The sequence below is a fragment of the Rhodovulum sulfidophilum DSM 1374 genome (genome assembly GCF_001633165.1).
In the GTDB taxonomy this organism is placed as follows: domain Bacteria; phylum Pseudomonadota; class Alphaproteobacteria; order Rhodobacterales; family Rhodobacteraceae; genus Rhodovulum; species Rhodovulum sulfidophilum.
In genome coordinates this window covers 891025-912996 of the sequence record NZ_CP015418.1, presented here as the reverse complement: position 1 = coordinate 912996, position 21972 = coordinate 891025, and the positions used below count along the sequence as shown (strand labels likewise).

17 protein-coding genes are annotated in these 21972 nt (G+C 68.5%); 4 read left to right on the top strand and 13 right to left on the bottom strand.

What is annotated here, in order from left to right:
- The first annotated feature begins 23 nt into the window (after positions 1–23).
- Both A6W98_RS04475 and pbpC read left to right on the top strand, forming a co-directional pair.
- Positions 24–5483 (top strand): alpha-2-macroglobulin family protein, encoded by a 5460-nt coding sequence (locus tag A6W98_RS04475; protein WP_042464539.1) that lies wholly within the window; start codon positions 24–26, stop codon positions 5481–5483.
- Positions 5480–7513 carry a penicillin-binding protein 1C gene (gene pbpC, locus A6W98_RS04470; RefSeq protein ID WP_042458411.1) on the top strand — a complete coding sequence of 678 codons (2034 nt, stop codon included), beginning with the start codon at positions 5480–5482 and terminating at the stop codon, positions 7511–7513. The genes A6W98_RS04475 and pbpC overlap by 4 nt, the downstream gene beginning before the upstream one ends.
- A 110-nt stretch (positions 7514–7623) precedes the next feature.
- Here the strand turns inward: pbpC and bktB are convergent, their stop codons facing one another.
- Positions 7624–8799, bottom strand: coding sequence for a beta-ketothiolase BktB (gene bktB, locus A6W98_RS04465; protein ID WP_042458408.1), 1176 nt, complete (start codon positions 8797–8799; stop codon positions 7624–7626).
- A gap of 337 nt (positions 8800–9136) precedes the next feature.
- Between bktB and A6W98_RS04460 the strand changes: the two genes are divergently transcribed.
- The gene (locus A6W98_RS04460; protein WP_042458405.1) at positions 9137–10690 is read left to right on the top strand and encodes an FAD-dependent monooxygenase; all 1554 of its coding nucleotides are present in this window, start codon (positions 9137–9139) and stop codon (positions 10688–10690) included.
- Complete coding sequence (locus tag A6W98_RS04455) at positions 10687–10875, top strand: DUF2783 domain-containing protein (protein WP_042458402.1); 189 nt, start codon at positions 10687–10689, stop codon at positions 10873–10875. Before A6W98_RS04460 ends, A6W98_RS04455 begins: the two co-directional genes overlap by 4 nt.
- A 96-nt stretch (positions 10876–10971) precedes the next feature.
- On the opposite strand, the gene dxs is transcribed toward A6W98_RS04455, so the two are convergent.
- The 12 genes from dxs to bchC form a co-directional block, all read right to left on the bottom strand.
- Positions 10972–12906, bottom strand: coding sequence for a 1-deoxy-D-xylulose-5-phosphate synthase (dxs, locus tag A6W98_RS04450; RefSeq protein WP_042458400.1), 1935 nt, complete (start codon positions 12904–12906; stop codon positions 10972–10974).
- A gap of 181 nt (positions 12907–13087) precedes the next feature.
- Positions 13088–14158 (bottom strand): photosynthetic reaction center cytochrome PufC, encoded by a 1071-nt coding sequence (gene pufC, locus A6W98_RS04445; RefSeq protein ID WP_052677919.1) that lies wholly within the window; start codon positions 14156–14158, stop codon positions 13088–13090.
- Between the two features lie 2 nt (positions 14159–14160).
- Positions 14161–15126: a photosynthetic reaction center subunit M gene (gene pufM, locus A6W98_RS04440; protein ID WP_042458398.1), complete on the bottom strand. Its 966-nt coding sequence runs from the start codon at positions 15124–15126 to the stop codon at positions 14161–14163.
- A gap of 2 nt (positions 15127–15128) precedes the next feature.
- A complete protein-coding gene (gene pufL / locus A6W98_RS04435) occupies positions 15129–15983 on the bottom strand; it encodes a photosynthetic reaction center subunit L (RefSeq protein WP_042458396.1) in 855 nt (284 codons plus the stop codon).
- 146 nt (positions 15984–16129) lie between these two features.
- Entirely contained in the window at positions 16130–16294 is a 165-nt protein-coding gene (gene pufA / locus A6W98_RS04430) for a light-harvesting antenna LH1, alpha subunit (RefSeq protein WP_042458393.1), read from the bottom strand.
- A 16-nt stretch (positions 16295–16310) separates the two neighbouring features.
- A complete protein-coding gene (pufB, locus tag A6W98_RS04425) occupies positions 16311–16457 on the bottom strand; it encodes a light-harvesting antenna LH1, beta subunit (protein ID WP_042458389.1) in 147 nt (48 codons plus the stop codon).
- 122 nt (positions 16458–16579) lie between these two features.
- Positions 16580–16801, bottom strand: a complete 222-nt coding sequence (locus A6W98_RS04420) for a protein PufQ (protein ID WP_042458386.1) — start codon at positions 16799–16801, stop codon at positions 16580–16582.
- On the bottom strand, positions 16798–18282 hold the full coding sequence (gene bchZ, locus A6W98_RS04415) for a chlorophyllide a reductase subunit Z (protein WP_042458380.1): 1485 nt from the start codon (positions 18280–18282) through the stop codon (positions 16798–16800). The genes A6W98_RS04420 and bchZ overlap by 4 nt, the downstream gene beginning before the upstream one ends.
- Positions 18282–19862 (bottom strand): chlorophyllide a reductase subunit Y, encoded by a 1581-nt coding sequence (gene bchY, locus A6W98_RS04410; protein WP_042458377.1) that lies wholly within the window; start codon positions 19860–19862, stop codon positions 18282–18284. Before bchY ends, bchZ begins: the two co-directional genes overlap by 1 nt.
- Positions 19859–20011: a hypothetical protein gene (locus A6W98_RS20850; RefSeq protein WP_155734720.1), complete on the bottom strand. Its 153-nt coding sequence runs from the start codon at positions 20009–20011 to the stop codon at positions 19859–19861. Before A6W98_RS20850 ends, bchY begins: the two co-directional genes overlap by 4 nt.
- Positions 20004–21008 (bottom strand): chlorophyllide a reductase iron protein subunit X, encoded by a 1005-nt coding sequence (locus tag A6W98_RS04405; RefSeq protein ID WP_042458375.1) that lies wholly within the window; start codon positions 21006–21008, stop codon positions 20004–20006. The genes A6W98_RS20850 and A6W98_RS04405 overlap by 8 nt, the downstream gene beginning before the upstream one ends.
- The gene (gene bchC / locus A6W98_RS04400; RefSeq protein WP_042464535.1) at positions 20998–21945 is read right to left on the bottom strand and encodes a chlorophyll synthesis pathway protein BchC; all 948 of its coding nucleotides are present in this window, start codon (positions 21943–21945) and stop codon (positions 20998–21000) included. The genes A6W98_RS04405 and bchC overlap by 11 nt, the downstream gene beginning before the upstream one ends.
- Positions 21946–21972: the final 27 nt, after the last annotated feature.

Below are 21972 nucleotides of genomic sequence, written 5' to 3'. Positions count from 1 at the left end.
AGATGGCCCGTTCCGCCGCCCTCATGGCCCTTGCCATCACCGTCCTTGCGACCCTGGCAGGCGGCGCCGCGGCGCAATCGGTAGCCGCCTCCGCCGACAACCCGCTGCCCGACCGGCGCGCGGTGCTCTGGCGCGACATGGATTTTCCGGGCGGCGACCTCAGGACCCTGCTCGATACCGACCTGCCCGGCTGCCTGAGGGCCTGCCTGAGCGACACGCGCTGCGCCGCCTTCACCTTCAACGCCCGCTCGAGCGCCTGTTTCCCCAAGGCCCGGGCCGAGGCCCCCACGCCCTATGCCGGCGCCGTCTCGGCCCGGATCGTGGCGACCGACCCGGCGACCCTCGCCGCCGCCCCGACACGCGCCGCCGAGCTCGACTTCTTGCGCGACCGCGATCTGGCCGAGGCCCGCGCGCAGGCCGAGAAGCTTCCGCAGGACCATCCGGTCGACGGCGCCACCCTCGACGAGCTGCACCGCGCGGCAGCCTCTGCCCGCGCCGCGAACCGGCCGGCCGAGGCGCGCCGACTGCTGGGCGCCGCGGTCGCGCTGAGCGACGATGCCGCCGCTTGGGCGGACTATGCCGCCGCCACCGCCGCGCTCTCGCCCGAGGACAGGGCTGCCCGGCGACGGGCCCGCGCCGCGGCGCTGTCGGCGTCGGTCAACGCCTATCTGCGCGGCGGGACCCCGGCGCTCCGCGCCCGCGCGCTCGGGGTGATGGCGGGCGCGCTCGAGGATCTGGGCCGTGGCCGCGACATGATCCCGGCGCTGCGGCTGGCACAGACCCTCGCGCCCCGGGACGGTTTGCAGGCGCGGCTGGAGGACGCCATCGGCAAATACGGCTTCCGGATCACCGACACCGTGGTCGAAAGCGATGCCGCCCGGCCCCGGATCTGCGCCGAATTCTCCGAGGATCTGGTCAAGGCCGGGACCGACTACGCCCCCTTCGTGCAATTGCCCGACCCGGGCCTGGCCGTCACCGTCGAGGACCGGCGGCTTTGCGTCGAGGGGCTGAGCCATGGCGAAAGCTACCGGCTGACCTTGCGCAGCGGGCTGCCCGCCGCAAGCGGCGAGACGCTGGCAAAGCCGGTGACGCTGACCCAGTATGTACGCGACCGCAGCCCCTCGGTGCGGTTCCCGGGCCGCGCCTATGTGCTGCCGAAGGCTGGCGGCACCGCGCTGCCGGTCGTGACCGTCAATTCCGACCGGCTCGATCTGACGCTTTACCGGATGTCCGACCGGAACCTGCTGCGGTCGGTGCAGGACGGCTATTTCGGACAGGCGATCTCGCCCTGGCAGGAAGAGGCCGTCTCGACCGATCTGGCCCGGAAGGTCTGGTCGGGCCATGCCGAGGTCGGGAGCGATCTGAACCGCGACGTGACCACCCGGCTGCCGCTGAACGAGGCGCTGGCGGGCCAGCCGGCCGGGGTTTACGCGCTGAGCGCCGCGATCCCGGGCGAGGACCCCTATGAGATGCCCGCCGCGACCCAGTGGTTCGTGCTGTCCGATCTGGGGCTTGCCAGCATGAGCGGCACCGACGGGCTGCATGTCTTCGTGCGCGCGCTTGGCAGTGCCGAACCGAAGGCCGGGATCAAGGTCTCGCTTCTGTCCCGCGCGAATGCGGTGCTGGGCACCGCGATGACCGACGCGCAGGGCTATGCCCGGTTCGAACCCGGGCTCACGCGCGGACGCGCGGGCGCCGCCCCCGCCATGCTGACCGCCGAGGACGGAACCGAAGACATCGCCTTCCTGTCGCTGACCGATCCCGAATTCGACCTCTCGGACCGGGGCGTCGAGGGCCGCGAGCCCGCGCCGCCCATCGATGTCTTCCTGACCACCGATCGCGGCGCCTACCGCACCGGCGAGACCGTTCATGCGACCGCGCTGGCCCGCGACGACCGCGCCGAGGCCATCGCCGATCTGCCGCTGACCGCGATCCTGTCGCGCCCCGACGGGCTGGAACATGCCCGCCAGCTGTCGCCGGGCGGCATCGCGGGCGGCCATGTCTTCGACCTCGACATCGCCGGAACCGCACCGCGCGGCACCTGGACGCTCGATCTATATGCCGATCCCGAGGCCCCCGCGCTGGCCTCGGCCAGGATCCTGGTCGAGGATTTCCTGCCCGAACGGATCGACTTCGAGCTCGGCCTGCCCGAGGCACCCATCGACCCCGCCGCCCCGCCGCTTCTGTCGGTCGAGGCACGCTATCTGTTCGGAGCGCCGGGGGCCGATCTGCCCATCGAGGGCGAGGTGCGACTGGCCGCCGCCGCCGGTCTGCCCGACTATCCCGGCTTCGTCTTCGGCCGCTACGATACCGAGATAGCACCCGCAATGGCCCTGATCGTGGGCGCGGGCCGCACCGATGCGGCGGGCCAGGCCCAGATCGGGCTGACGCTGCCCGCCCTCAAGGCCGAGGGCAAGCCGGTCGAGGCCCGGATCACCCTGCGCCTGTCCGAAGGCTCGGGCCGCCCGGTCGAACGCAGCCTCACCCGGCCAGTCAAGCCCTCGGGCCCGATGGTCGGGATCAAGCCGCGCTTTGACGGCGACCTGCCCGAGGGCGCCGAGGCCGGGTTCGATCTGATCGCGCTCGGCGCCGACGGACAGCCCGAGAACACGCCGCTGCACTGGGCGCTGAACCGGGTCGAGACCCGCTATCAATGGTACCGCGTCGATGACGACTGGAAGTGGGAGCCGATCACCAGCCGCGAGCGCATCTCCGAGGGCGAGACCCGGCCCGAGGATGGCCGCGCCTCGATCGCGGTGCCGGTGCGCTGGGGCCGCTACGAGCTGGTGGCCGAGCGTCGCGAGGGCGCCTGGGCCGAGGCGGCGGTCGCCTTCGAGGCCGGCTGGTACGCGCCCGCCGATGCCAGCACCACGCCCGACATGCTGGAACTGTCGCTCGACAAGCCCGCCTATCGCCCCGGCGAGACCGCGACGCTGAGGATCGTGCCGCGCCAGCCCGGCAAGGGGCTGGTCACGGTGATGTCGAACCGGCTGATCGACATGGTGCCGGTCGATCTGACCGAGGGCGAGAATGTCATCCGCCTGCCGGTGACCGATGACTGGGGCGCGGGGGCCTATGTCGCCGCGACGCTGATCCGGCCGATGGACCTGCCAGCGGGCCACAACCCCACCCGGGCGCTGGGGCTTGCGCATGCCACGGTCGATCCCGGCCCGCACCGGCTGTCGGCCGCCTTCGAGGTCCCGGCCGAGGCCGGGCCGCGCCAGCCGCTCGACATCGCGCTGAAGGTCGGGGGCATCGCCCCCGGCGAGACGGCATATGCCACCATCGCCGCGGTCGATCTGGGCATCCTGAACGTCACCGGCTTTGCCAGCCCCGACCCCGACGGGCATTATTTCGGGCAGAGAAAGCTGGGAATGGGGCTGCGCGACGTCTACGGGCGGCTCATCGACGGGCTGAACGGCGCCATGGGCACGGTGCGCTCGGGCGGCGACAGCACGGCCGGGATGCGCCGTCAGGCGCCGCCCCCGACCGAAGAGCTGGTCGCGCTGTTCTCGGGGCCGGTGACGGTGGGCGAAGACGGGATCGCCCATGCCCGCCTCGACATCCCCGCCTTCAACGGCACGCTCCGGCTGATGGCCGTCGCCTGGTCGCCGACCGGGGTCGGCCAGGCCGAGGCCGATATCCTGATCCGCGATCCAGTGGTGGTGACGGCCAGCCTGCCGCGCTTCCTTGCGCCCGGCGATGAAAGCCGCCTGCTGCTGGAGCTTGTCCATGCCGAGGGCCCGGCGGGCCGGATGCCGCTGAGCGTCACCGCCGAGGGCGTCACCCTCGATCCGGCCACGATCCCCGAGGCGGTCGAGCTGGCCCGGGGCGGCAAGACCGCGCTGTCGATCCCGATCACCGCGGGCGCGCCGGGGGTGCAGCATGTAAAGGTCGCGCTGAGCACGCCCGACGGCAAGCGGCTGACCCGGACCCTGACCCTGCCGGTCGAGGTCACCGATCCCGAGATCATGCGCAGATCGCGCTTTACCCTTGCCGACGGGCAGAGCTTCACCGCCGATGACGCGCTGTTCGCCGACATGCGGCCCGGCACCGGAAGGGCGACGCTGGCGCTCGGCCCGGTCGCGCGGCTCGATGCGGCGGGGCTGCTGGCAAGCCTCGACCGCTATCCCTATGGCTGCACCGAGCAGGTGACGTCGCAGGCGCTGCCGCTGCTCTATCTCGACCAGCTGGCCGAGGCGCTGGGGCTCGGCACCCGCGCGCATCTGGCCGACCGTCTGGACCGGGCCGTGACCGAGGTGCTGGCGAACCAGTCTCCCTCGGGCGGGTTCGGGCTCTGGGCGCCGGGCTCGGGCGATTTCTGGCTCGATGCCTATGTCACCGATTTCCTGTCGCGGGCCCGCGCACAGGGCGTGGCGGTGCCCGACCGGGCCTTCGGGATGGCGCTCGACAACCTCCGGAACCGGGTCAATTACGCGCCCGATTTCGACAGCGGCGGCGAGGATATCGCCTATGCGCTGATGGTGCTGGCGCGCGAGGGCAGGGCCGCGATGGCCGACCTGCGTTATTATGCCGACACCAGGGCCGGGGCCTTCGCGACGCCGCTGGCCGCCGGGCAGCTTGGCGCGGCGCTGGCCGCCTATGGCGCCCCGACGCGGGCCGACAGGATGTTCGCCCGCGCGGCCCGGATGATGGCCGGGCGGATGGGCCGGGACGAACCACCGGTCTGGCGGAGCGATTACGGCACCGACCTGCGCGACGCGGCGGGGCTTCTGACGCTGGCCGTCGCGGCGGGCAGCTCCGTCGTCGACCGCGACGCGCTGACCGGCTATCTGGCGGCGACCGACCGGCCCCTATCGACCCAGGAGGCCAGCTGGATGCTCTTGGCCACCCATGAGCTGATCGACCGGCCCGGGACCGCGACCGGAGGCGGGGGCTTCACCCTGAACGGCGCGCCCCTGACCGGACCTCTGGTCCGGCTGTTGGCCCCCGGCGACGGCCCGGCCGTGCTGGGCAATGACAGCGGCCGCCCCGAGACGCTGACCGTCACCAGCTTCGGCGTGCCCGAAATGCCCGGCCCCGCGGGCGGCAACGGCTATGCCATCTCGCGCCGCCACTACACGCTGGAGGGCGATCCGGTCACGCTCGACGCCGTGCCGCAGGGCACCCGGATCGTGACGGTGCTGGAGGTCACGCCATTCTCGGACGACCGGGCAAGGCTGATGGTCGCCGACCCGATCCCGGCGGGCTTCGAGATCGACAATCCGAACCTGCTCAGGGCGGGCGACATCCGGGCCCTCGACTGGCTTGGCACCACCGCCGAGGTCCGCCACAGCGAGGCAAGGCAGGACCGGTTCCTCGCCGCCATCGACTGGGGTTCGAGCGATCCGTTCCGGCTGGCCTATATCCTGCGCGCCACGGCCCCCGGCAGCTACCGCGCCCCCGCTGCCAGCGTCGAGGACATGTACCGCCCCGACCGCCGCGCCTGGAGCGATACGAGCCGCGCCAGCGTCACGCCATGAGGGCGCTTCTGCCCGCTCTGGCGGCGGTGCTGTTCCTCGGCGCCGCCGCGCGCGATGCGGCCGACGCCTGGATCGACGCGACGATACTGCCGCCGCTGGCTGCCGAGACCTCGGTCGAGGTGCTCGACCGGCATGGCACGCTGCTGCGTGCCTATACCGTCGAGGACGGCCGCTGGCGGCTGGCGGCCAGCCCCGACCGGGTCGATCCGCTTTATCTGAGGATGCTCGTCGCCTATGAGGACCGCCGGTTCGGGTCCCATCCCGGCATCGACGCGCTCGCGCTTTTGCGGGCGGCGGGCCAGGCGCTGGCCCATGGACGGATCGTCTCGGGCGGCTCGACGCTGTCGATGCAGACGGCGCGGCTTCTGGAAGACAGCGGCACCGGGCACTGGGCGGGCAAGCTCCGGCAGATGCGGGTGGCGCTGGCGCTGGAACGGCGGATCGGGAAGGACGGCATCCTTGCGCTTTACCTCGCCCGCGCGCCCTTCGGCGGCAATCTTGAAGGCATCGCGGCAGGCAGCCTCGCCTGGTTCGGCAAGCCGCCCGCGCGCCTGAGCCCGGCCGAAGCCGCGCTTCTGGTGGCGCTGCCGCAATCGCCCGAAACCCGCCGCCCCGACCGCGCGGCCGATGCCGCCCGGGCCGCCCGCGACCGGGTGCTGGCGCGGATGGCAGAGGCGGGCGTTCTCGAGCCCGAGACCGCCGCCCGCGCCGCCCGAAGCCCGGTGCCCGAAACCCGCCGTCCCTTCCCCGAGCTGGCGCCCCATCTGGCCGACCGCGCCCGCGCCGCCGAGCCGGGGGCGCGCCTCCATCGCCTGACCCTCGATGCAGGCCTGCAGGCGCGGCTTGAAACGCTTGTCCGCGACACCGTCCGCCCGATGGGCGCGCGGCTCTCGGCGGCGCTGATCGTGGCCGATCACCAAAGCGGCGAGATCCTGGCCGAGATCGGCAGCCCCGATTACACCGATACCGCCCGCGACGGCTTCGTCGACATGGCGCGGGCGCCGCGCTCGCCCGGCTCGACCCTGAAACCGCTGATCTACGGTCTCGCCTTCGCCGAGGGGCTCGCCCATCCCGAAACATTGATCGAGGACCGCCCGACCGCCTTCGGCACCTATCGCCCGTCGAATTTCGACGGCCGCTTCCGCGGCACCCTGCCGGTCCGCGCCGCGCTTCAGGCCTCGCTCAACATCCCCGCCGTGGCCCTGACCGAGGCACTTGGCCCGGCCCGGCTGCTGGCAAGGCTGAAACGCGCGGGCGCAAGGCCGGCCCTGCCCGACGGCCCGCCCGGGCTTGCCATCGCGCTGGGCGGGCTCGGCCTGACGCTCGAAGACCTCGCCCGGCTCTATGCCGCGCTGGCCGAGGGCGGGCGCCCGGTGCCGCTTCACTGGCGCATCGGCGCGGCCCCCGTGGCCGAGGGCGCCCCGGTCCTGCCCCCCGAAGCCGCCTGGCAGGTCGGCGACATCCTGCGCGGCGTGCCCGCGCCCGCCAGCGCGCCCCAGGGCCGGATCGCCTTCAAGACCGGCACCTCCTACGGCCATCGCGACGCTTGGGCGGTGGGGTTCGACGGACGCCATGTCGTGGCGGTCTGGATCGGCCGCGCCGACGGCACCCCGGTGCCGGGCGCCTTCGGCGCCGACCGCGCAGCACCGCTCCTGTTCGACGCCTTCGCCCGGCTCGGCCCGCCCGAGGCGCTTCCGCCGCCCCCGCCCGGCACGCTGATCGCGACGAACAACGCCCTGTCCGCGCCGCTGCGCCGCTTCGCCCGACCGGGCGCGAGCCAGGGCACCGACCCGCTGCGGCTGGCCTTCCCGCCCGACGGCGCCGATCTGGCCCTCGACGGCGCGACCCTCACGGTCAAGCTCGCGGGCGGCACGCCCCCCTTCACCCTGCTGGCCGATGGCCGACCGATCGCGACCGGCCTGCGCCACCGAACCGCCGCGCTGCCCGCACCGGGCCCGGGCTTCGTCACCCTTTCGGCCATCGACGCCACCGGACATGCCGCCCGCGCGCGCCTGCACCTGATCGACTGACACAACCGAACTTGCCGTTTCTTCTTGGCAGAAATACCCGAAACGGCGCGCCCGGCAGGGGCGCGCCCCAGTAAAACAGCGGCCCCGCAAGGGGCCACCGCCGCGCCGGGCTAGATCCGCTCCAGTGCCAGCGCGATCCCCTGACCGCCGCCGATGCACATGGTCACCAGTGCGCGGCGGCCACCCGTGCGTTGCAGCTCGTAAAGCGCCTTCACCGTCAGGATCGCCCCGGTCGCCCCGACCGGATGGCCAAGCGCGATGGCGCCGCCATTGGGGTTCACCTTCGCCGGATCAAACCCCAGCATCCGGCTGACCGCCAGCGCCTGCGCGGCGAAAGCCTCGTTGCTTTCGATCACGTCGAAATCGTCGACCGTCAGCCCGGTCCGCGCGCAGAGCGCCTCGACCGCGGGCACCGGCCCGATCCCCATCACCTCGGGCGCCACCCCGGCATGGGCATAGCCGAGGATCCGGGCCAGCGGCACCAGATCGGCCGCCTCGGCCGCCTCCTCGCGGGCCAGAACCACGGCAGCCGCACCATCGTTGATGCCGCTGGCATTGCCCGCCGTGACCGAGCCGTCCTTGCGGAAGGCTGGCCGGAGCCCGGCCAGGCCATCAAGGGTCGTGGCCTTCGGATGCTCGTCGACCCGGAAGGCGACGGTCTCGCGCCGATGCTGCACCTCGACCGGAACGATCTGGTCGTCGAAGCGGCCCTCGGCGATGGCCCAGGCCGCGCGCTCCTGGCTCTGCATCGCGAAGGCGTCCTGATCGGCCCGCGACACGCCATGGGCCTCGGCCACATTCTCGGCGGTCACACCCATATGGCCGGACCCGAACGGACAGGTCAGCGCGCCCAGCATCATGTCGGCCGCGGGCGTGTCGCCCATCTTCCGGCCCCAGCGCGCATCGGCCAGGATATGGGGCGACCGGCTCATGCATTCGGCACCGCCCGCCAGCCCGAAATCGGCCTCGTTCAGGATCAGCGCCTGCATCACCGACACGATGGCCTGCGCCCCTGACCCGCAGAGCCGGTTGACATTCATCGCGGGCACCGTGTCGGGCACACCCGCCTCCATCGCCGCGACCCGTCCGAGATACATGTCGCGCGGCTCGGTATTGATGACATGGCCGAAGGCCACCTGCCCGACCCGGTCGGCCGGAAGCCTGGCCCGCGCCAGCGCGGCCTTCGACACCGTCGCGCCCAGCGCGATCGGCGGCACGCCCGCAAGGCTGCCTCCGAAGGTGCCGATCGCGGTCCGCGCCGCTCCAAGGATCACTACTCCGCTCATCTTCAAGCTCCTCCCACATGATCCGCCAGCGGGCCGCCTCCCCGGGCTGCACGCGCGGCGCTCCGGCGCTCCACAAGCGTCAGCCTGACCCCGGCGGGGCCGTAAATCCAGTCTGAAAAAACCGGTTGCAGAGCCCTGTCGAGTAGCAGAGGTTACCCCCTGAACAGCGGACAAGAACAAGAACCGGTGTGGGAGACTGCGATGAGGAGAGGGGCCGTCCGCGGCGACCTGCGGGTCGCGCCGGGATTATCGTGCTTCCGTGCCTCCAGATCAGGCAGATCCGCCGACGCGCCGACCCGGTCCTGCCCCGCAACGGGCCGCCGCTGGAGGATGCGTGATGGCCTATGACGACAAGCCTCTTCCCTATTCCGCAGCGCCCGGCCTGAGCGGGCCCGAGCCGCGTCACCGCGTCGTGGTGGTGGGCGCGGGACCGGTCGGGCTGACGATGGCGCTGAACCTCGCGCGGCTCGGCATCGCCTCGGTGGTGCTGGAGGACAAATCCGCGATCACGGTCGGCTCGCGCGCCATTGTCTGGTCGCAGCGAAGCCTGCAATTCTTCGCCCGGCTCGGCATCGCCGACCGGATCATGGCGCAGGCCGTGCCCTGGAGCATCGGGCGAATCAGCCATGGCGATGTCGAGATCTTCAGCATGGACATGGCCGGGACCGATGCCGACCGGTTCCCGCCCTTCGCCAATCTGCAGCAATACCATGTCGAGGACATCCTGATCGAGCGCGCCCTGGCCGAGCCGCTGATCGACCTGCGCTTCCGCAACCGGCTGACCGGCGTCGATCAGACCGGCGACGGGGTCGAGCTGTCGGTCAAGACGCCGGATGGCTCCTACCGGCTGACCGCCGATTATCTGCTGGCCTGCGACGGCGCCCGCTCGCTGACCCGGGCGCTGCTGGATCTGGATCTGGAGGACGGCGCCTTCCACGAAGAGCGCTTCATGGTCGCCGATATCGAGATGGAGGCCGATTTCCCGGCCGAGCGCTGGTTCTGGTTCGACCCCTCCTTCCATTCCGGCCAGTCGGCGATGCTGATGCCGCAGGCCGACAATATCTACCGCATCGACCTGCAGCTCGGCCGCGATGCCAATGTCGCCGAGGAGGTCCGGCCGGACCGGGTGATCCCGCGGATCCAGGCCGTGGTCGGTCCCGATTTCGACCTCGAATGGGTCAGCGTCTACACCTTCCAGAGCCGCAGGCTGGCCGAGTTCGTCCATGGCCGGGTGATCTTCCTCGGCGATGCCGCGCATCTGGTGCCGCCCTTCTCGGCCCGGGGCGCCAATGCCGGGCTGCGGGACGTCGAGAATCTGGGCTGGAAACTGGCGGCCGTTCTCGAGGGCCGGGCCGATGAGGGGCTGCTGGACAGCTACAACCGCGAGCGGCTGCAGGCCGCCGACGAGAACCTGCGCGATTCCGCCCGGTCGGCCGATTTCATCTCGCCCGCCCCCGGGGTCGAGCGCCTGTTCCGGGACCAGGTTCTGGCGCTTGCGCGCAAGACCGCCTTTGCCCGAGAATGGGTCAATGCCGGGCGGCTGGCCGTGCCCTGCATCTATCGGACCGGCGCGCCCGACGACACGCTGCTGCCCGCCGATGCCCGCGCCGGCGCGGTCGCGCCCGAAGCGCGGATCGGCAATGGCTGGCTGCTGGACGAGCTGGGGACCGGACCGATGGTGCTGGCGATCAACTGCGCCGCGCCCGAAGGCCTGCCGGTTCCGGCGCTGGCGCTTCGGGCCGACCCGACGCTCAGGGCGCGCTATCTGGGCGATGCCGAACGGGCGCTTTACCTGATCCGGCCCGACCGGGTAGTGGCGGCGCGCTGGATCATGGCCGAGCCCCGCGATATCACCGCCGCGCTGCGGGCGATGTGGGAGGGACGGGAATGAAGCTGATCACCGATCCTAACCTGCCCGATCCCGACGGGTTCTATGCCGAATTGCTGGCCGCCCATCGCGGGCTGTCCGATCCCGAAAGCCAGGCGCTGAACGCGCGGCTGATCCTGATCCTCGCCAATCATGTCGGCGACCGCGAGGCCCTGACCGAGGCCCTGGCCCTGGCCCGCGGCCGCTGATCCGTTTCGAAAGAGACCGGTCGAAAAGGGCCGCTCGAAAAGGGAAGGGCCCCGCCCGGCTTCCCGGACGAGGCCCCTTCGCGGAGAGCTTTGGCCTCAGGCGCTGGCCTGGCCGAACTGGGCCGGCGCGACCCCCAGCGCCTGAAGCGCGGTCGCGGCAATGTCCTGCGCAGTCAACCCGGCCTCGGCATACATCTCGGCCGGGCTCGCCTGTTCGATGAAGGCATCGGGCAGCGTCATGGTGCGCACCGAGACCCCACCATCGAGCCGCCCGGTCCGGGCCAGCCAGTGCAGGACCAGCGCGCCGAAGCCGCCCTCGGCACCATGCTCGACGGTGATCAGCGCCTCGTGCTCTTTCACCAGCCGGGCGATCAGATCGGTATCGAGGGGCTTGGCAAAGCGGGCATCGGCGACGGTGACCGACACCCCGCGCGCCTCGAGCGCATCGGCCGCGGCCAGACAATCGACCAGCGGCGCCCCGAAGGACAGAAGCGCGACCTTGCTGCCCTCGCGCACGACACGGCCCTTGCCGATTTCCAGGATCTGCCCGCGCTCGGGCATCTCGACGCCGATCCCCTCGCCGCGCGGATAGCGCAGCGAGATCGGGCCCTCGTCATAGGCGGCGGCGGTCGTGACCATGTGGCGAAGCTCGGCCTCGTCGCCCGCGCCCATCACCACCATGCCCGGCAGGTTCGACAGGAAGGCCACGTCGAAGGCCCCGGCATGGGTCGAGCCGTCGGCGCCCACCAGCCCCGCGCGGTCGACGCAGAAGCGGACCGGCAGTTTCTGCAGCACCACGTCATGAACGATCTGGTCGTAACCGCGCTGCAGGAAGGTCGAGTAGATCGCGACGAAGGGCTTGAGCCCCGAGGCCGCCATGCCGCCCGCGAAGGTCACCGCGTGCTGTTCGGCGATGCCGACATCGAAGACCCGTTTCGGGAAGCGGTCCTGCAGGATGTCGAGCCCGGTGCCCGAGGGCATCGCCGCGGTGACGCCGACGATCTTGGCATCGCGCGCGGCCTCGTCGGTCAGGGTCCGGCCGAAGACCGAGGTATAGGAGGGCGCATTGCCCGAGCTTTTCTTCTGGGTGCCCGAGGCGACGTCGAATTTCGACACGCCATGGCCCCGGTCGGCCGAGGTCTCGGCCGGTTTGTAGCCCTTGCCCTTGACCGTGCAGACATGGATCAGCACCGGCCCCGAGGCCCGCGCGCGGGCGGCGCGCAGCACGGTCAGCAACTGGCTCATGTCATGGCCGTCGATCGGGCCGATATAGTCGAAGCCCAACTCTTCGAACAGCGTGCCGCCGCCCGGGAAGCCGGTGACCAGCTGGCGGGCGCGACGCGCGCCCTCGCGGATCGGACCGGGCAGGGCGGATTCGAAATCCTCGGCCATGTCCTTGAGCTTGCCCAGCGGCGTCTCGTGATAGAGCCCCGAGAGATATTTCGACATCGCGCCCACGGGCGGGGCGATGGACATCTCGTTGTCGTTCAGGATCACGAACAGCCGGCGCTTTTCATGGCCGGCATTGTTCAGCGCCTCATAGGCCATGCCCGCGCTGATCGAGCCGTCGCCGATCACCGCGATGGAATCGCCCGTCGGCTGGCCCATGTCGCGGCCGACGGCAAAGCCGAGCGCGGCCGAGATCGAGGTCGAGCTGTGCCCCGCGCCGAAGGCATCGTATTCGCTTTCAGAGCGCTTGCAGAACCCGGCAAGCCCGCCGCCCTGACGCAACGTGTGCATGCGGTCGCGGCGCCCGGTCAGGATCTTGTGCGGGTAGCATTGGTGGCTGACATCCCAGACCAGCTTGTCGAAGGGCGTGTTGAAGACGGCATGCAGCGCCACCGTCAGCTCGACCACCCCCAGCGACGAGCCCAGATGCCCGCCGGTCCGGGCCACGACCGAGATCACCTCTTCTCGGAGGTCCCGCGCCAGCAGCGCCAGATCTGCCTGGCTCATGCCCTTGAGATCGGCCGGACCGGCGACGCGGTCCAGAATCGGGGTGGAAGTCGGGGTCGGAGGCTTGACTGTCATTGGTCGTCTCCCGCGCGTTTCCGATAAAAAAAGCGCCGTGTGGTCTGTTCCCCACACGGCGCCAGTGTCCTGTGTCTGACAGGAAGGGAACCGGGGTGTGGAGGCCCCGAATACCGGGCCCCGCCAGGGACCCGATGAGGGGAAAGGGCGGCTCTTGCGGCCGCCCCTTCAAAGTCTCTGATCACTCCGCCGGAGCGGCCAGTTCGGGCCATTCAGCGACCATGTCATGGCCGTTCAGCGGGCTGATGACGCCCATGTGGCAGGTCATGCAGTCGACCTTGGCCGATTCATGCCCCAGGATCTCCGAGCGCGGCTCGTAGAAGGTCTGGTTGATGTCGATCGACATCTGCTGTGCCAGGGTCGTGACCGACCATTGCGGCGTCACCTGGGTCGGATCGTAGAAGGCCCGGGTGTTGTGGCAGTAGACGCAGCCGACATTCAGCGAGTTGGCCTGATGGTTCATCAGGCTGAAGGTCCGCTCGGCATCCTGCCAGGTCGGGTCGCCCTTCTGCTGGTCGACGCGGCTCTCGGTATCGGTGACCTTGATCGAATCACCGTCAAGCAGCAGTTTTTCCAGCGCATCCACCGGCAGCGAAGTGTACTGGCTGTCGGTATATTTGCGGCCCACCAGCAGGCGGTTCTGCACGCCGGACCAGCCTTCCATGGCGCTGTTGACGTTGCCGGACTTCATCCACGAGCCGGGAGGGGTCGGCTGACCCCGGTGGCAGGTGTAGCAGTTCACGCCCTTGCCTTCGGTGGCGAGGTTGTGGGTGTCCCAGGAGTCGTTGAGATACTGGGTCGCCTCGATGCAGTTCTTGGTGATCGCCAGCGTGGTCTCGTCGACCTCGCCATCGTCGTAAAGCACCACATCCATGCCGACCCAGGCGCTCATCGCCTTGGTGAGCTGGTCGAAGTTGGCCTGGTCCATGTCGCCGAAAGCGACGACGCTGTCGCCATAGGCCTCGGCCGCGGTCGGGGTGCCTTCCGGCGCCTCGACCCGGTCGAAAACCTGATACTCGGCCTCGTAGACATCGAATTGCGGGTTGTCCTTGACGAACTTGGACACCGCCATGCCGATGCCGCGCGGGCCGGTCTGGTGGTCGATGGTGGCGTTCGGGTTGCCGAAGGCCACGATGATCGCAGCCACGGCCACAGCACCGCCGACAGTCCCCACGAGGATCCCCGGACCCATCAGGTCGGTCGGGTTCTCCTCACTCCATTTGAAGAACCATTTCGGGAACTTAAGCATCATGATCAGCCTCCTTGCCCGACATAGGCGTCAACGCCGTAGGGCTGAGTGTACTCCGTGACGAAGTTGTGCTCCTGGGCCCAGATATACCAGTTGTCGACGACAGTGCCCGTGAGCAGGATGCCGATCCCGCCGGTCAGCGGGGTCAGAACCGCGAACCACCAGGCCCAACGGTGAATGCCTTCCATCGTGGCGTTGAAGCCCATGGTCCAGCGCCAGAACAGGGCGGCACGCTCGGACGCGGTCCCGCGGTCGTAGATCTGCTCCAGCTCGCGGTCGCCACCGAAGCGGGTCACGGCGAGGATGGTGCCGCCATGCATCGCGAAGAGCAGGGCAGAGCCGTAGAGGAACGCGATCGAGAGCGCGTGGAACGGGTTGTAGTAGAGGTTGCCGTACCGGATCGAGAAGGCGGTGGTCCAGTCGAGGTGCGGGAAGATGCCGTAGGGCACCATTTCCGACCAGGAGCCCATCAGGATCGGGCGGAAGAAGCCCAGCACCATGAACAGCCAGATCGCCGACAGGAACGCCCAGGCAATATGCTTGCCCATCTTGTGCTCGACGGCGAGCATGTAGGTACGTGCCCACCAGGCCCAGACCGAGATCAGCAGGAAGAAGCTGGCAACCATGTACCAGCCGCCTTCCTTCAGCGGCGGGATGCGCAGGCCGTATTCCGGCGAGGGCGGTTCAAGCGCCAGCCAGAACCCCTGCCGCAGCAGCTGCACCAGCGACCAGTCGACCTGGGCCAGCATGTTCAGCCCGATGATCAGGAAGGCGAAGCAGCCCGCGATCAACGAGACCACACCGGTATAGCCCAGATAGATCGGGCCGAGCTGGGCATTGCCGAGCCAACCGAGGATGGAGAAGTGGCCCATGCCGGCCCGCTCTTCCATCATGTTGTTCTCGTTGTCCATGCCCCAGTCGCTGGGTCCCTGGACCTGCACCTGGGTGAAGATGTTCTGATATTCAGCCATGGTTACATGCTCCCCTGGACAGCCGGAATGGCTTCGGGCCAGATCGGCAGGTTGCTCCACCAGGTCCACCATTCGGGCCAGCCCTCGGTCCAGAGCGGACCGGAGATGATGATGCAGACCGCCGAGAAGAAGACCGCATTGATGGCCAGAAGCCAGCCGGCGCGGTGGATCCCGAGCGTCCCGATCGAATACCCGATGAGGTCGCGGAAGAAGCTGTCTTCGTGATCCGGCGTCTTCGCCTCTTCACCCTTTTCCGGGTTGCAGGCCGACAGGATCAGACCGCCATGCAGCGCGAGCGCCAGACAGGTGGCGAAGAACAGCGACACGCCCAGCATGTGGAACGGGTTATAGTGGAAGTGCAGATAGTGGTAGCCGGTGTTCGACACCCAGTCGAGATGGGTGAAGATGCCGTAGGGGAACGCATGCCCCCAGGCGCCCATCAACATCGGGCGGAACACTTCAAGCGTCAAATATGCGAAAATCGCCATGCCGAAGGCGATCGGAATATGATACCCGATGCCAAGCTTGCGGCAGATCTCCACTTCGCGCAGAGCCCAGCTCACGAATGCACCGATAGCGCAGAGCGTGATGAATTGCCAAAGCCCGCCCTCGGCGAGAGGCGCGATGCTGAGCCCATAGCTGAGATCCGGTGGCGCGATGTGGATCTTCAGCGGGTTGAATGTCCCCTGAAGCGCGGCGCCCCAGAAGATCATGGCGGTTCCGAGGGTGGCGAAGAAGATCGTCGTCACTCCGAAGAAGCCCACAAAGAAAGGCCCCACCCAAAAGTCGAACAGATCGCCACCGATGAGCGTCCCTCCACGGACGCGATACTTTCTCTCAAAACTGAGCAGTGCCATCGTCTGTCTCCGCAAATGGCGGCCGTGTCCGTCCGGGCCTCAGCCGTCCTTGTCCTTCGAGATTGCTGCGGGCGGGAGATCGGGGCTCCCGCCCGCAGCTTTTGGTGTCACTTCCGACTGCTCACATCCGGAAGCCACGGGGACGCTTACGCGCCTGCGGCTTTCTCGGCGGCGATGGTCAGCCAGTTGAAGTAGTCCGTGCTCAGCAGGACGAGGTGAATCATCACAGCCAGCAGGAACAGGAAGACGCCCTGCGCAACGAGCACGCGACGGGGGTCGAAGATCATCCAGATCTTGTAGAATTTAGCCATTTCTCAGGTCCTCTTCTCAGAGCCACGGGCGCCAGATGTACACTGCCAGGTGAGCCAGCACGGCGACGGCCGAGAACAGCCAAAGCCCACTCATGTAGACAGCGTGAATTTCTTGCGCCTGCTCGTCGGTCAGACCGGTGAACGACACGTCAGATTCAGCCATTAACTTTCCTCCGGATCGTCAGACTGATGCCGCGCACCCCGGCGGCCGGGTCCCGACAAGGTTTTATCCCTGCCGGCTATTCGCCCAACCGGGGGGTGGGCGAATTTCGGAACTCCACCTTCTCAGGCAGAGAAAATCATGGGCGTGATGATCCGCGCCTGACTCCAGGCGCGGGCAATCGGCCCCTTGGTCTTCAGGTCGCCCTGCCGGACCATCGCCAGGAAGGAGGCGATGAAGGCCAGCGGCAGCGCCGCAATGAAGATGATCGTGAAATAGACCATGAACTCCGCCTTCGGCGGGCGGTGGCCACGTACCATGTGAACGTCGGAAGTCTGGTCAGTCATTTCGTCTCTCCTTTCGAAGAAGGGCGGGCGAAGCCTGCAGGTGCCAAGGCCTCGATGGTTTCAAGCACCACTCGTTCTGCCCCTTGTTCGAGCGCGGCCTTCTCGGCGGCGTCGCGCAGGGATTTCGCGGCAGAGATGCGTGTCAGGACGGGGTGTTCGGCCACGATCCTGTCGAGCAGTGCCTGGGCGTCCTCATCCCAGGGAAAATCGCGCCGCAGTCGGGTCGGCGTTGCAGAAGCCGAATCCATCTCGGTCCCGAGCGGCAGGATATGGAAGAGCGCGTCGAACAAGGAATTGCACACTTCCTGAACCAGATACGTGGCACCGGCGTACCCCATAAAGGGGGTGCCCGTCGCGCGCCGGATCGCCGCACCCGGGAACCCGGCGGGGATGAAGGCAGGTTTGGGACCATGACCGGCCGACAGCTCGGCGAGGTAGATCTTCTCGTTGATCGAGCCGAACACGACCAGCGGCCGTTTCTGCCCCATCAGCGCGCGAACCTCGGCATTATTGGTCTTTGCGCCGCGCTGGCGGGCCACTGCAAAGGCGCAGGGCAGCCCCAGATCGGTCTCGAGGAAGTGCCGGACGCCGCGGGCATAGGTCTCGTTCGCGACGATGGCGAAGCTTGCCGTGGCAAAGAAGTCCTGCGTGACAGACCGCCACAGGTCCCAGACCGGCTTGATCGTCGAGTGCTTTTCGCGCGCGATGAAGGGTTCGGGATCGAGCCCCAGCATCTCGCCCAGCTTGCGCAGGAACTTCGTCGTCGAATCGATGCCGATCGGCGCCTGCAGATAGGGCTTGCCCAGAACCTCGGCGAGACCCCGTCCGAACTCGCGATACATCACGACATTGGCGTCGGCATTCACCAGGTTCCGCATCTCGGCGACATGGGCGCCCAGCGGCATCACCATGTTGACCTCGGCCCCGATGCCCTCGATCAGACGCCGGATCTCGGCCAGATCCGAGGGCATGTTGAAGACGCCATACATCGGCCCGAGGATGTTCACGCGGGGCTTCGCCCCTTCTTCGCGCGGTTTCTCGGGCGGCATCCGGCCCTTGGTCATGCCGAATTCGGTGAAGATCCAGGTCATCGCCCGGTCCGCCGCTTCCCATTGATCCTCGTCGATGGTGCGCGGCAGGAAGCGCTGGATATTGGTGCCCTGGGGTGTAACGCCGCCGCCGATCATCTCGGCGATGGAGCCGGTGACGACGACCGCCGGAAGAACCGGATCGAGCGTGCTCCAGGCCCGTTTCATCGCGCCCTCGGTGCCCTCGCGGCCCAGCTCTTCCTCACCGAGACCGGTGACGACGATGGGCAGCTCATGCGGGGGCAGGGCGTCGGTATAGTGAAGGACGGAGGTGACCGGCAGATTCTCGCAGCCGACCGGCCCGTCGATCACCACCTGCAGGCCCTTGACGGCACAGAACGCATAGACCGCGCCCCAGTACCCCCCTGCCCTGTCGTGATCCAAGACCAGCATCAGATCATCTCCTGCGCCTTCTCGGCGCGACGTTTCTTGTCCAGTTTCTTCTGCTGGAGAGCGCGGAACTCGGGGTGGAGATTCGGATCTCCTTCCCACACCCCCGCAGTGTCTCCCTCACCAACACCTTCGAAGAATTCCTTCATCGACGCCATGCGTCCCTTGTTCGCAATGGCCGCGTTTACCACTTGCGCAAGGCTGCCGGCGCCCGCGGACCCCATCAGCGGACGGGCCGAGATGAGATTCGTGAAGTAGAGCGACGGGATGCCCAGCTCCTTGGCGTGCTGCACCACGGGGGTGGTGCCGACGGCCAGATCGGGCCGGATCGCGTCGACCGCGGCCTTGTCGTCCTCGAGCGAGGCCCGAAACACGACCTTGACGCCCTTCGATTCAAGCCAGTCGCGGTCGGCCTCGGCCTGCTTCGTCCTCGGGCAAGCCGTTCCAACATAAGGAATATTCGCGCCGGACTCGATCAGAAGGCGGGCCACCAGCAGTTCGGATCCCTCATAGCCCGACAGCGTGATCGTGCCCTTGACCGGGGCACCGGCCAGCGCCTCGCTGATGGTGGGCAGGAACATGTTCTGGGCCTTGGCGACCTTGTCGGCCGACAGCCCGAAGGCGTCGCCGATATTCGCAAGCCAGGCGGCTGTGCCATCATGTCCCACCGGGGCCGACCCAACTATGGGGCGACCTGCCGCGTCGAATTCACGCATCGCGGCAGTGTAGAACGGATGGATCGCCGCCACCGCGCCGCAATCGAGCGCGGCGTAGAGCTCGCGCCATTCGCGGGCGGGCACGACCGGGCCGCAAGCGAGCCCCAGCGGGTCGAGCATCTGCCCGATCACGATGGGATCAGCCGGGAACATCTCGCCCAGAAGGGTCACGGTCGGGCGATCCGACACCCCGCCCTCGGGGGCGGCGACGGGGCCGGCCTCGATTTCCTTGCGGGCATAGTTCAGCATCGCGCCGGCCAGCACGTCCTTGGCCTCGGCATGGGTCGGCACACCGAATCCCGGCACGTCGATCCCGACGATTCGGACGCCGTTGATCTCGTCGGGCAGAAGCCTGAGCGGCACGCCCGAGGCGGTCGGCACGCACAGGTTGGTCACCACCACCGCGTCATAGCGGTCGGGATCGGCCAGTTCGTGCACCGCGTCGCGGATATCCTCGAAGAGCTTGCCGGTCACCAGCGTTTCCGAGCTGAACGGCACATAGCCGATGGACCGCCGCGCCCCGTAGAAATGGGACACGAAGGACAGCCCGTAGACGCAGCAGGCCGAGCCCGACAGCACGGTCGCGACGCGCCGCATCCTGAGGCCCACCCGAAGCGAGCCGAAGGCCGGGCACATGCTTTGCGGCCGGTCATGCGGGCCCTGCGGATAGTCCTTTGCATATTGGTCGAGAATCTCCGAGGCGCCCGCCGCGCGGGCAGCCTTTTCCATCTCGGCCGCTCCGGCATGGCAGCCCATGCCGTCGCCCAGACGAGGATCGGCGCCTTCAGGAGGGTTTCCGGCCTCCCGGGGCGTGCCCTCGATCACCTCTGCGGTGTGGGCCTCGTCATATTTGACCTCTTCGGTCATGCGTCCTCCAGTTCGCGCGCGGGCGCGACGGCCTCTGCGGCCGGCGCCTCTTGGAGTTCTGCGTTTTCAGTGGGTTCGCGGTCCTCACCGTGATGCGAGAGGGCCTCAAGCACGTTGTCCCACCGGGACATCTTGTTGAGATCAAACATCGTCATAGACCACTTCGAGAGATTTCTTCGGTTTGGCGTTCTTGCCGCGCATGTCGGCATCGGTCGCCGGGGTCAGTTCGAAATCGGCGCCCACATCCTCGGGGGCGAACAGCCCCAGCAGACCATCGTTGGTCAGCGGCGCCGGACGGATCGGCGGGGCCTCGGCCACGGCCGAGGCCAGCCCGGCAAAGAGATCGCCCCAGGGGCCTTCATGGGTGCCGACGATCTGGTAATTGGCCGATTTCCGGCGCAGATCCTCGTCCTGCGGGATCGCCGCAAGAACCGGGATATCGACCGCCTCGGCAAAGGCCTGCGCCTCGCCGGTGCCGTCATCCTTGTTGATGACCAGCCCCGCCACGCCGACATTGCCGCCGAGCTTGCGGAAATATTCCACCGCCGAGCAGACATTGTTGGCGACGTACAGCGATTGCAGGTCGTTCGAGCCGACCAGGATCACCTTCTGCGCCATGTCGCGGGCGATCGGCAGGCCGAAGCCGCCGCAGACCACGTCACCGAGGAAATCGAGCAGCACATAGTCGAAATCCCAGTCATGGAAGCCGAGTTTCTCGAGCAGCTCGAAGCCGTGGATGATGCCGCGCCCGCCGCAGCCGCGGCCGACCTCGGGTCCGCCCAGCTCCATCGCGAAGACGCCGTTGCGCTTGAAGCAGACATCGCCGATGGCGACCTCTTCGCCCGCGAGTTTCTTCTTGGTCGAGGTCTCGATGATGGTCGGACAGGCCTTGCCGCCGAACAGAAGCGACGTGGTGTCCGATTTCGGATCGCAGCCGATCAACAGGACGCGCTTGCCCTGCTCGGCCATCATGTTCGACAGATTCGCCAGCGTGAAGGATTTGCCGATGCCGCCCTTGCCGTAGATCGCGATGATCTGGGTCTTCTTGGTGGGTTCGGTCACGGGGATCTCGTCGTCCAGCGGCGCATTCGCCTCGTCGCGAAGGCGCTGGTCGATGTCTTTGATATTCGGGACGTCAAGCGTCATGAACGGCTCCCCAGTTCAGGATCATTTTCAGACAGGCAGGATCGTTGAAGGCGGTTTCATAGGCTTCTGCGGCCTTTTCCGCCGGAACGCTGTGGGTGATCAGCCCCCCCAGCGACAGCGCACCCGACTCGACGAGCTGGCGCGTTGCAATCAGGTCCTCGCGTTCCCATTCGGCGGCGATGCGCAGCCGGGCCTCCTTCATGAAGGCGGGCGGGAAGGCGAAGGAAATCGGAGCGGTATAGAACCCGGCCAGAACCACCTCGCCGCCCCGGGCGATGCGGGTGATCAGCGTATCGAGCAACGACCCGACGCCCGAGGCGTCGTAGATCGTGCGATAGTCGCGGCGCGGATCGTCATCGGGATGGATGACCTCATAGCCCATGGCGCCGCTCTGGCGGTCGGGATCGATCTCCCAGACGGTCGGAGCGGGGGCGCCGGCGGCGATGGTCAGCCGGGCCAGCAGGCGGCCGAGGACACCGTGACCCACGATCAGCTCGGGCATCTTCTTGTCGACACCGGCCAGCGCATGGCGCGCGGTCGCGGCCAGAGCCAGCAGCGCGCCTTCCGGCCCGAGGCCCGGATCGATCCGGGTCACGCGGCTGGCATCGGTGACCAGACGTTTCGCCGAGCCGCCGAACAGGCCGCGCGCGCCCTCGTAGCAATTGGCGCCGGGGACGAAGATGTGCTCGCCGACCTTGAAATTGGTTTCGGACCCGGCCTCGATCACTTCGCCCGCGGATTCGTAGCCCGGGACCAGCGGATAGCCCATCCCCGGGAAGGGCGGCATCTCGCCGGTATAGAAAAGCTTCTCGGTGCCGGTGGAAATGCCGGAATGGGAAATCTCGACCACCAGATCCCTGGGTCCGGGCGCCGACAGGCCGAGCTTGCCGAGGCCGATTTCCCGGGGCCCCCGGAGGATGACAGCCGTCGTCTCCATGGACATTTCCCTTCCTGACGCTTGCCC